Source organism: Pseudomonas sp. HMSC065H01 (assembly GCF_001815235.1).
GTDB classification, from domain to species: domain Bacteria; phylum Pseudomonadota; class Gammaproteobacteria; order Pseudomonadales; family Pseudomonadaceae; genus Pseudomonas; species Pseudomonas aeruginosa.
This window is the reverse complement of record NZ_KV819902.1, coordinates 1-226: the sequence shown is the minus strand read 5'-3', so window position 1 is coordinate 226 and position 226 is coordinate 1. Positions and strand designations below refer to the sequence as shown.

1 protein-coding gene is annotated in these 226 nt (G+C 67.3%); it reads right to left on the bottom strand.

Translation table 11 applies throughout. The features are described 5' to 3' along the window. The coding region (locus HMPREF3014_RS20120) for a nucleoid-associated protein (RefSeq protein ID WP_171958613.1) at positions 1-226 on the bottom strand (226 nt) is incomplete at both ends.

The following is a 226-nucleotide window of genomic DNA, read 5'->3' as shown; positions in this document are numbered from 1 at the left end:
CGAAGTCGCGATCGCCCTCCAGGTACTCACCGAGCCAGCCGCTGAACGGGTAGGCCCCGGACTCGCCCTGGAAGAAGCCCCAGGCCTTGTTCTTGGCGTTGTAGCTTTCGTTGAGGTCGGCCAGCAGGTTCTCGATGGCCTGGGAGTCGCCCAGCTCGGCGTCGCGCGCGTGGAGCACGGCCGGGGTGCCGTCGGGCTTCTTCTCGATCAGGTGGACGATGGCGTG